Source organism: Pseudomonas fluorescens group sp., assembly GCF_020093335.1.
GTDB classification, from domain to species: Bacteria; Pseudomonadota; Gammaproteobacteria; order Pseudomonadales; family Pseudomonadaceae; genus Aquipseudomonas; species Aquipseudomonas petroselini.
The window spans coordinates 220468-231561 of sequence record NZ_JAIOKW010000008.1; the positions used below are offsets into that span (position 1 = coordinate 220468).

General features: G+C 58.7%; 8 protein-coding genes. 1 reads left to right on the top strand and 7 read right to left on the bottom strand.

What is annotated here, in order from left to right; genetic code table 11:
- Positions 1-165 precede the first annotated feature (165 nt).
- From lpdA to sdhC, 7 genes are all read right to left on the bottom strand, one after another.
- A complete protein-coding gene (lpdA, locus tag K7431_RS12270; protein ID WP_012723091.1) occupies positions 166-1602 on the bottom strand; it encodes a dihydrolipoyl dehydrogenase in 1437 nt (478 codons plus the stop codon).
- A gap of 99 nt (positions 1603-1701) precedes the next feature.
- Entirely contained in the window at positions 1702-2928 is a 1227-nt protein-coding gene (gene odhB, locus K7431_RS12275) for a 2-oxoglutarate dehydrogenase complex dihydrolipoyllysine-residue succinyltransferase (protein ID WP_012723090.1), read from the bottom strand.
- A gap of 44 nt (positions 2929-2972) precedes the next feature.
- Positions 2973-5804 carry a 2-oxoglutarate dehydrogenase E1 component gene (locus K7431_RS12280; protein WP_012723089.1) on the bottom strand — a complete coding sequence of 944 codons (2832 nt, stop codon included), beginning with the start codon at positions 5802-5804 and terminating at the stop codon, positions 2973-2975.
- Positions 5805-6065: 261 nt separating this feature from the next.
- Positions 6066-6770 carry a succinate dehydrogenase iron-sulfur subunit gene (locus K7431_RS12285; RefSeq protein WP_003172807.1) on the bottom strand — a complete coding sequence of 235 codons (705 nt, stop codon included), beginning with the start codon at positions 6768-6770 and terminating at the stop codon, positions 6066-6068.
- Between the two features lie 11 nt (positions 6771-6781).
- Positions 6782-8554, bottom strand: a complete 1773-nt coding sequence (gene sdhA / locus K7431_RS12290) for a succinate dehydrogenase flavoprotein subunit (RefSeq protein WP_012723088.1) — start codon at positions 8552-8554, stop codon at positions 6782-6784.
- 3 nt (positions 8555-8557) lie between these two features.
- The gene (gene sdhD, locus K7431_RS12295; RefSeq protein WP_003172805.1) at positions 8558-8926 is read right to left on the bottom strand and encodes a succinate dehydrogenase, hydrophobic membrane anchor protein; all 369 of its coding nucleotides are present in this window, start codon (positions 8924-8926) and stop codon (positions 8558-8560) included.
- A complete protein-coding gene (sdhC, locus tag K7431_RS12300; RefSeq protein WP_003190005.1) occupies positions 8920-9294 on the bottom strand; it encodes a succinate dehydrogenase, cytochrome b556 subunit in 375 nt (124 codons plus the stop codon). Before sdhC ends, sdhD begins: the two co-directional genes overlap by 7 nt.
- A 365-nt stretch (positions 9295-9659) precedes the next feature.
- Here sdhC and gltA point away from each other — a divergent pair, with 365 nt between their 5' ends.
- Positions 9660-10949 carry a citrate synthase gene (gltA, locus tag K7431_RS12305; protein WP_012723087.1) on the top strand — a complete coding sequence of 430 codons (1290 nt, stop codon included), beginning with the start codon at positions 9660-9662 and terminating at the stop codon, positions 10947-10949.
- The last annotated feature ends 145 nt before the right edge of the window (positions 10950-11094 follow it).

Below are 11094 nucleotides of genomic sequence, written 5' to 3' on the forward strand. Positions count from 1 at the left end.
TGCGCTCATTATGAGTGCCGCGCCACCTGTGACTGCTGCTTGCGCAGCTTGCGGGGCTCAAGGCCCGTAAAGCTGCGCAAGACTGCGTCCAGCGGATATTCCGCGGTGAGTCTTGCGCGCAAGGCTCACGACGGGCAACTCCGCCGTGGTTTCTTATTATCTCGCTTAACGCTTCTTCTTGTTGGCGATGTGGATGGCGCCGCCATTCACTGCCAATGCTGCTTCGTGCAACGCTTCGGACAGGGTCGGATGGGAGAAGACCATCATGCCCAGGTCTTCGGCACTGGTGCCGAATTCCATACCGATTGCGCCTTGCTGAACCAGTTCTGCAGCGCTTGGGCCAATCACGTGGACGCCCAATACGCGGTCAGTCTTGGCATCAGCGATGACTTTGACAAAACCACCGGTGTCGTTGGCTGCCATGGCACGGCCAGAAGCGGCAAACGGGAAGGTGCCGACGTTAACTTCAACGCCTTCAGCTTTCAACTGCTGTTCGTTCTTGCCGACCCATGCAATTTCCGGGTGGGTGTAGATAACCGACGGGATCAGGTCGTAGTTCATCTGGGTTTTGTGGCCCTTGATGCGCTCTACAACCATGATGCCTTCTTCGGACGCCTTGTGCGCCAGCATCATGCCGCGAACCACGTCGCCGATGGCGTAGACGCCAGGCACGGTGGTAGCGCAGTGATCGTCAACGTGGATGAAGCCACGCTCGTCGATGTTCACGCCGCTGTCCGAAGCCAGCAGGTCGGTGGTCACTGGACGGCGACCCACGGCGACGATCAGCTTGTCGAAAGTGATGGTCTTTTCGCCATCCTTGTCGGTGTAGTTGACGACAACTTCTTCACCGTTGACTTTCGAACCGGTCACGCGAGCGCCCAGCTTGATGTCCAGACCTTGTTTGGTCAGGGTCTTCAGCGCTTCTTTGGACACGGCGGTGTCGGCAGCCAGCAGGAACGTGTCCAGGGCTTCCAGCACGGTGACTTCGGAACCCAGGCGGGACCAGACCGAACCCAGTTCCAGGCCGATCACGCCAGCGCCGATCACGCCCAGACGCTTAGGTACCGCTTGGAATTCCAGGGCGCCGGTCGAATCGACGATCACGTTCTGGTCCACCGGAGCCGGTGGAATGTCGATTGGACGCGAGCCTGGTGCCAGGATCACGTTTTCGGCTTCGATGATTTCGGTCGAACCGTCTGGCTTGGTGATTTCAACTTTCTTGCCGGCCAGCAGCTTGCCGTGGCCTTGCAGGGAAGTGACGCCGTTGGCCTTGAACAAGGTGGCAACGCCGGAGGTCAGGCCTTTGACGATGTTGGCTTTACGGCCGACCATTGCTGGTACGTCCATGGTCACGCCAGCATGGTTGATACCGTGGATCGCGAAACCGTCTTGGGCTTCGTGGAATTTCCAGGAGCTGTCCAGCAGCGCCTTGGAGGGAATGCAACCAACGTTCAGGCAAGTACCGCCCAGTGCCAGTTTGCCTTCCTTGTCGGTGTATTTTTCGATGCAAGCAGTCGAGAGGCCCAGTTGTGCGGCCTTGATGGCGGCAACATAGCCGCCAGGACCTGCACCAATCACTACAACGTCAAATTTCTGCGACATGAAAATAGTTCCTCTATTCAGCGACAAGCTTCAAGCGACAAGCCGCAAGCCAAGCTGCTTTTTCCTACAGCTTGTAGCTCGCAACTTGCCGCTGCGTCTTTAGATGTCCAGCAGCAGACGAGCCGGGTCTTCCAGCAGGTTCTTGATGGTCACCAGGAAAGTCACGGCTTCTTTACCATCGATCAGGCGGTGATCGTAAGACAGTGCCAGGTACATCATTGGGCGGATCACGACTTGGCCGTTGATGGCCATCGGACGCTGGATGATGTTGTGCATGCCCAGGATCGCGGCTTGTGGCGGGTTGACGATCGGGGTCGACATCATCGAACCGAAGGTACCACCGTTAGTGATCGTGAAGGTACCGCCGGTCATCTCGTCGATGGTCAGCTTGCCGTCACGGGCTTTCTTGCCGAAGCCGGCGATGCCGCCTTCGATTTCAGCCAGGCTCATCAGTTCGGCGTTACGCAGGACCGGTACCACCAGGCCACGGTCGCTGGAGACGGCAACGCCGACGTCTGCGTAGCCATGGTAAACGATGTCGCCGCCGTCGATGGAAGCGTTGACCGCCGGGAAGCGTTTCAGCGCTTCGGTGGCCGCTTTCACGAAGAACGACATGAAGCCCAGGCGTACGCCGTTGTGGGACTTCTCGAACAGGTCCTTGTACTTCGAACGCAGGGCCATGACTTCAGTCATGTCGACTTCGTTGAACGTGGTCAGCATCGCCATGTTCGACTGTGCTTCAACCAGGCGCTTGGCCACGGTGGCACGTACGCGGGTCATCGGAACGCGCTTCTCGGTGCGGTCGCCGGCAGCGAACACAGGTGCAGCGGCAGCCGGGGCAGCAGCCTTGGCAGGTGCGGCAGCGGGAGCGTTTTTCTTGGCTTCAACAGCGGCAACCACGTCTTCCTTGGTCACGCGGCCGTCTTTGCCGGTGCCCTTGATGGACGCCAGGTTGATGCCGTTCTCGTCAGCCAGCTGACGGGCAGCCGGTGCAGCGATTGGGTCTTCAGCGCCAGCAGCCGGAGCGGCAGCAGGCGCCGAAGCAGCAGCCGGTGCAGCGGCGGCGGCAGGAGCGGCAGCAGCAGCGCCGCCCTCTTCGATCGAACCCAGTACCTGGTTCGACAGAACGGTAGCGCCTTCTTCGGCAACGATTGCGCCCAGCACGCCGTCAGCCTCAGCCAGCACTTCCAGCACGACCTTGTCAGTCTCGATGTCAACGATCAGGTCGTCACGCTTGACGGCCTCACCTGGTTTCTTGTGCCAGGTGGCAACGGTGCCATCGGCAACCGATTCCGGGAATGACGGGGCTTTGATTTCGATAGCCATTATCTGTGGGTCCTTAAAATTCGGTTTCAGTCAGCGCGAAGGCGTTAAACAGTGAAAGCATCTTGCAGCAGTTTTTCCTGCTGCTCGGCGTGCATCGACGCATAACCACACGCAGGTGCAGCGGAAGCATCACGGCCGGCATATTCCAGGCCCAGGGCCTTGTTATGGTTGCCGATGCTGCGACGCAGGTGATGCTGGCTGCTGTACCACGCGCCCTGGTTCATCGGCTCTTCCTGGCACCACACCACGTGAGTGAGGTTGGTGTAAGGCGCGATGGCCTCCATCAGGTCGTCTTCCGGGAACGGGTAAAGCTGCTCGATACGCACGATAGCGATGTCTTCGCGGCCTTCGGCACGGCGTTTTTCCAGCAAGTCGTAGTAGACCTTGCCGCTGCACAGGACCAGGCGAGTCACCTTAGCCGCGTCCAGCGTGTCGATTTCTGGAATAACGGTCTGGAACGAACCATCAGCCAGATCTTCCAGGGTCGAGATGGCCAATTTATGACGCAGCAGCGACTTCGGTGTCAGCACAACCAGCGGCTTGCGCAGCGGGCGGATCACCTGGCGACGCAGCAAGTGGTAGATCTGGGCCGGGGTAGTCGGCACGCACACCTGGATGTTGTGCTCGGCGCACAGCTGCAGGTAACGCTCCAGACGGGCCGAGGAGTGCTCAGGACCCTGACCTTCATAACCGTGTGGCAGCAGCATGGTCAGACCGCACAGGCGACCCCACTTGTGCTCGCCGCTGGTGATGAACTGGTCGATAACCACCTGTGCACCGTTGGCAAAGTCGCCGAACTGGGCTTCCCAAATCACCAGCGCCTGAGGCGTGGTGGTCGAGTAACCGTATTCGAACGCCAGAACGGCTTCTTCGGACAGGAACGAATCGTACAGGTCGAAACGTGGCTGGCCTTCGTACAGGTTCTGCAACGGGATGTAGGTGCCCGCGTCTTTCTGGTTGTGCAACACCGCATGACGGTGCGAGAACGTACCACGGCCGATGTCCTGGCCGGTCATGCGGATCGGGTGACCTTCGAACGCCAGGGTCGCGTACGCCATGGTTTCGGCGTAACCCCAGTTGATCGGCAGGCCGCCGGCTTGCATCTTCTGACGGTCTTCGTAGATCTTCGAGACCTGACGCTGCACCACGAAACCGTCCGGAATTTCCAGCAGTTTGGCGGACAATTCCTGCAAGGTCTTCAGATCGAACGACGTATCGTGACGCGCAGTCCAGGCGTGGCCCAGGTACGGACGCCAGTCCACGAACAACTCTTTGTTCGGCTCTTTAACCAGGCTTTTTACAACATGCAGGCCATTGTCCAGCGCGTTGCGGTATTCATCGATTTTCGCCTGAACACGCGCGTCATCCAGTACACCGGCCTTGGTCAGGCTTTCGGCGTACAGCTCACGGGTGGTGCGCTGCTTGCTGATCTGCTGGTACATCAACGGTTGGGTGCCGCTTGGCTCGTCCGCTTCGTTGTGACCGCGACGGCGGTAGCAAACCAGATCGATCACCACGTCACGCTTGAACTGCATGCGATAGTCGATGGCGAGCTGGGTCACGAACAGCACGGCTTCCGGATCATCGCCATTCACATGGAGGATCGGCGCCTGGATCATCTTGGCAACGTCGGTGGCGTACTCGGTAGAGCGCGCATCCAGCGGGTTGCTGATAGTGAAACCAACCTGGTTGTTGATGACGATGTGAACCGTACCGCCGGTCTTGAAGCCGCGGGTCTGCGACATCTGGAAGGTTTCCAGGACCACGCCTTGACCGGCAAATGCCGCGTCGCCGTGGATGGAAATCGGCAGGACCTTCTCACCGGTGGTGTCGTTACGACGATCCTGGCGAGCCCGCACCGAACCCTCGACCACTGGAGAAACGATTTCCAGGTGGGATGGGTTGAACGCCATGGCCAGGTGAACTTCACCGCCGGTGGTCATCACGTTGGACGAGAAGCCCTGGTGGTATTTAACGTCACCGGAACCCAGCTCGACCTTCTTCTTGCCTTCGAACTCGTCGAACAGCTCACGCGGGTTCTTGCCGAAGGTGTTGACCAACACGTTCAGGCGACCACGGTGAGCCATGCCGATCACGACTTCCTTGGTACCGTAGGAACCGGAACGCTGGATCAGCTCGTCGAGCATCGGGATCAGGCTTTCGCCGCCTTCCAGGCCGAAACGCTTGGTGCCCGGGTATTTGGTGCCCAGGTATTTTTCCAGGCCTTCGGCAGCGGTAACGCGCTCGAGCAGGTGGCTGCGTACGTCGGCGGACAACACCGGACGGCCACGCACACCTTCCAGGCGATGCTGGAACCAGTGACGTTGCTCGGAATCGGTGATGTGCGTGAACTCAGCGCCAATGGTGCGGCAATATGTCTGCTGCAACGCTTCGTGAATTTCGCGTAGGCTCGCTTCCTCTTTGCCGATGAACAGGTCGCCGGCACGGAAGGTCGTATCAAGATCGGCATTGGTCAAGCCGTAATGATTGATCGACAGGTCAGCAGGTGCAGGACGCTGCCAGAGCCCCAGCGGGTCAAGCTGGGCCGCCTGGTGGCCACGCATCCGATAGGCCTGGATCAGTCGCAGTACTTCAACTTGCTTCTTCTCGTGCTCACTGCTCACGCTGCCGGCGGAAACCGGTTGAGCGCGGCGCTGGTTCTTTGCCAGCAGCACGAATTGATCGCGAATCGTTGCATGCGATACATCGGTGGCAGCGTTGCCGTCTGAAGACAACGTCTGAAATTTGGTGCGCCATTCTTCTGGCACAGCGTTAGGGTCGTGCAGGTAGAGCTCATAAAGCTCTTCCACATAGGCAGCGTTACCACCTGAAAGATAGCCGCTGTTCCACATGCGCTGCATCACGCTTTCTTGCATGCTTGGTCACCCTCGATTTGGGGACACCACCGGCGAAAACACCGAGTTTGCTTGCAAAAGGCCAAGTGCAGCGACCAAAACAAGCCACTTAGGATCACGCTGATAGTTCGGGTACCAACCCGAATGCCCCTGCTTGTCTCATTTCTTCAAAATAAGAGCCGCGGCTTTGTAAGTCGCTGCTCAAGTTAAAACTACGGCGCCGGTTGAAGCCTGCGCCGTAGCATTTACGGGCACAACGGTCCTGCCTTGTTACAACGTCAGTTACACGCCGCTCTGCAGCAGCATGTTACGAATGTGACCAATGGCCTTAGTCGGGTTCAGGCCTTTGGGACATACGTTGACGCAGTTCATGATCCCGCGGCAGCGGAATACGCTGAACGGGTCATCCAGCGAAGCCAGACGCTCGGACGTCTTGGTGTCACGGCTGTCTGCCAGGAAGCGGTACGCTTGCAGCAGGGCAGCTGGACCCAGGAACTTGTCCGGGTTCCACCAGAAGGACGGGCACGAAGTCGAGCAGCAAGCGCACAGGATGCACTCGTACAGACCGTCGAGCTTCTCGCGCTCTTCCGGGGACTGCAGACGCTCGATGGCCGGGGCCGGCGTGTCGTTCTGCAGGAACGGCTTAACTTTCTCGTATTGCTTGTAGAAGATGCTCATATCGACGACCAGGTCACGGATAACCGGCAAACCTGGCAGAGGACGAACGATCAGCTTGTTGCCTTTAACCACGGCGGACAGCGGCGTGATGCACGCCAGGCCGTTTTTGCCGTTGATGTTCATGCCGTCGGAACCGCACACACCTTCACGGCAAGAGCGACGATAGGAGAAACCTTCGTCCTGCTCTTTGATCAGTGCCAATACATCCAGCACCATCAGGTCTTTACCACCGGTATCGACCTGGAACTCCTGCATGAACGGCGCAGCGTCCTGATCAGGGTTGTAGCGATAAACACTGACTTTCAACATGGCAGCCACCCTTAGTAAGTCCGAATCTTCGGTTCAAACGTCGGAACCGTCTTCGGCGAGAAGTTCACGGCACGCTTGGTCACGCGCTTGTCACCCGGGAAGTACAGGGTGTGGCACAACCAGTTTTCGTCGTCGCGGTCTTCAAAGTCTTCACGAGCGTGGGCACCACGGGATTCTTTACGAACCTCGGCGGCGATCGCGGTCGCTTCGGCCACTTCCAGCAGGTTTTGCAGCTCAAGGGCCTCGATACGAGCCGTGTTGAACGCCTGGCTCTTATCGTTGATCTTGACGTTGGCGATGCGCGTGCGCAGGTCAGCCAGCTGGGCGATGCCCTTCTGCATGTATTCGCCGGTACGGAACACACCGAAGTAGTTCTGCATGCAGCTTTGCAGCTCGCGACGCAGGGTTGCCACGTCTTCGCCATCGGTGCGCTCGTTCAGAGCGTTCAGGCGCGCCAGGGCAGCTTCGATGTTGGCGTCGGTTGCGTCATCGTATTCGATGCCGTCGGTCAGCGCTTTTTCCAGGTGCAGGCCGGCCGCGCGGCCGAAGACCACCAGGTCGAGCAGCGAGTTGCCGCCCAGGCGGTTGGCGCCGTGTACCGATACGCAAGCCACTTCGCCTACCGCGAACAGACCATGAATGATCTCGTCCACGCCGTCGGCGTTCTGGGTGATCGCCTGGCCATGGATGTTGGTCGGCACGCCGCCCATCATATAGTGGCAAGTTGGAACAACCGGAACCGGAGCAACCACCGGGTCAACGTGTGCGAAGGTCTTGGACAGTTCGCAGATACCCGGCAGACGGCTGTGCAGCACTTCTTCGCCGAGGTGATCGAGCTTCAGCAGTACGTGGTCGCCATTCGGGCCACAGCCGTTGCCAGCGATGATTTCCTTAACCATCGAACGGGCCACAACGTCACGACCGGCAAGGTCCTTGGCGTTCGGAGCATAACGCTCCATGAAACGCTCGCCGTGCTTGTTGATCAGGTAACCACCTTCACCACGGCAACCTTCGGTCACCAGTACACCGGCGCCGGCGATGCCGGTCGGGTGGAACTGCCACATTTCGATGTCTTGTACCGGCACGCCTGCACGCAGTGCCATGCCGACGCCGTCACCGGTGTTGATCAGGGCATTGGTGGTCGACGCGTAGATACGGCCTGCACCGCCCGTCGCCAGCACGGTAGCCTTGGCGCGGATGTAGGTGGTTTCGCCGGTTTCGATGCAGATGGCGATCACACCGACGAACTCGCCTTGTGCGTTCTTCACTAGGTCAACAGCGTAGTACTCGTTCAGGAACGTGGTACCGGCTTTCAGGTTGCCCTGATAAAGGGTGTGCAACAGCGCGTGACCGGTACGGTCGGACGCGGCGCAGGTACGGGCAGCCTGCCCGCCTTTGCCGTAATCCTTCGACTGGCCGCCGAATGGACGCTGGTAGATACGGCCTTGTTCGGTACGGGAGAACGGCAGACCCATGTGGTCCAGCTCAAACACCGCGGCCGGGCCTTCCTGACACATGTATTCGATAGCGTCCTGGTCACCGATGTAGTCGGAACCCTTGACGGTATCGTACATGTGCCAGCGCCAGTCATCGTTCGGGTCGGCGGAGGCGATGGCGCAGGTGATGCCACCCTGGGCCGATACGGTGTGGGAACGGGTCGGGAACACCTTGGTGATCACGGCAGTCTTGTGACCACCCTGGGCCAGCTGCAGCGCAGCGCGCATGCCAGCACCGCCGCCACCAATAATGATGGCGTCGAATGAAATAGTTGGAATGTTAGCCATGAATCAGATACCCCAAAGAATCTGCACACCCCAGACGAAGTAAGCGAACATCGCGACGCCGCAGACTGCCTGGAAGAGAAAACGTACTGCAGTCGCGGACTTGCCCAGCGCCATCGGCGTCAGGTAGTCGGTCGCGATGGTCCACATGCCAACCCAGGCGTGTGCGCCCAGGGCAACAAGGGCCAGCAGACTGAAGATTCGCATCGCATTGTGGGAAAACAGGCCGTGCCATTGCTCATAGCCGATGCCCGGGTTTGCGACGAGGTATCCGATCAGGAAAATGAAATAAGCCGCGAGAACGACCGCAGACACACGCTGTGCCATCCAGTCATAGAGGCCCGAACGCGAAAGGTTCGTAACGCTGGTTACCATATCCAAACTCCTGCCAGAACGATCAGCACCACGGAAATGGCGATGATGATTTTCGAGCCCAGGCGGCCGCCTTCCAGCGTCTCACCGATGCCCATGTCCATGATCAAATGGCGCACACCGGCTACCAGGTGATACAGAAGAGAAGACAGGAGGCCCCATGCTACGAACTTGGCCAGCGGGCTGGTCAAGCATGCCTTCACCTCGGCGTATCCTTCCTCGGAACCCAGGGATTTGCTCAATGCATAAAGCATGATGCCCAAGCCCAGAAACAGGATGATGCCGGAAACACGGTGCAGGAACGACGTAACGCCGGTGATGGGGAGTTTGATGGTCCTTAGGTCTAGGTTTACAGGTCGTTGGCTATTCACGGCTTTTTTTCACACTGAAGAGCCCCTAACAATCAGGGCAAAGTTGTTGGGGAGTGCGACTGGTCAGGTAAGCACCACCCAGGGAGTGCGACCCCCAATGAAAGCAAGCCCAAAAGCCCTTGGCGGTCGGTGGCCGAGTATAGACAGTTAGGTTACTAATGACAACGCGCACTCCTCACCCTAATAGCTGATTGCGCTGGCGGGATAAAAGGCGTAAATGGCGCTCAATTTCGAGGAAAAAGTACGGTTAAAGCCTTCTGGGGCAAGACTTTAGGCAAATTGACATCTGAATTTATCTCACTATAGTGGTGCGGGCCCTGCGTGGGGGGTCTGTCTGATGATTTGAAGCATAAATAGGAGGCCACATGGCTGACAAAAAAGCGCAGTTGATCATCGAGGGCGCAGCCCCCGTCGAGCTGCCCATTTTAACCGGCACCGTTGGTCCCGATGTTATCGACGTACGGGGCCTGACGGCCACGGGCCGTTTCACTTTCGACCCAGGCTTCATGTCGACCGCCTCTTGCGAGTCGAAGATCACCTATATCGATGGCGACAATGGCATTCTGCTTCACCGCGGCTACCCGATCGAGCAACTCGCCGAACAGTCGGACTACCTGGAAACCTGCTACCTGCTGCTAAATGGCGAATTGCCAACAGCCGAGCAGAAGGCCCAGTTCGTCAGCACCGTCAAGAACCACACCATGGTTCACGAGCAATTGAAGACCTTCTTTAACGGCTTCCGTCGCGACGCCCACCCAATGGCCGTCATGTGCGGCGTGGTTGGCGCCCTGTCGGCCTTCTATCACGACTCCCTCGACATCAATAACCCGCAGCATCGCGAAATCTCCGCGATCCGCCTGGTTGCCAAGATGCCGACCCTGGCCGCAATGGTTTACAAGTACTCCATGGGCCAACCCATGATGTACCCGCGCAACGACCTGACGTACGCGGAAAACTTCCTGCACATGATGTTCAACACCCCGTGCGAGATCAAACCGATCAGCCCGGTGCTGGCCAAGGCAATGGACCGGATCTTCATCCTCCACGCCGACCACGAGCAGAACGCCTCCACGTCCACCGTGCGCCTGGCCGGCTCTTCGGGTGCCAACCCGTTCGCCTGTATCGCCGCCGGTATCGCCGCACTCTGGGGTCCTGCCCACGGCGGTGCGAACGAAGCCGTATTGACCATGCTCGATGAAATCGGCGATGTGTCGAACATCGACAAATTCATCGCCAAGGCCAAGGACAAGAACGATCCGTTCAAGTTGATGGGCTTCGGTCACCGGGTCTACAAGAACCGCGACCCACGCGCCACCGTGATGAAGCAGACCTGCGACGAAGTGTTGAAGGAACTGGGGATCAAGAACGATCCGCAACTCGAACTGGCCATGCGCCTGGAAGAGATCGCCCTGACCGACCCGTACTTCATCGAACGCTCGCTGTACCCGAACGTCGACTTCTACTCGGGGATCATCCTCAAGGCGATCGGCATTCCAACCAGCATGTTCACCGTGATCTTCGCCCTGGCGCGGACCGTGGGCTGGATCTCCCACTGGAAAGAAATGCTCTCCAGCCCGTACAAGATTGGCCGCCCGCGCCAGCTGTACACCGGCTACGAGTCGCGTGACATCACCAAGCTGGAAGATCGCAAGTAAGCACTTGAGTTGTACCGAATAAGGCCTCCTCTGGAGGCCTTATTCATTTGTGCAGCTTGTAGTGAGCGGGCTTGCCCCGCGCTGGGTGGCGAAGCCGCCCCAAACCCAGGCACCTCGGTTCTAATTGGAGAACTGAGTGCCTGAG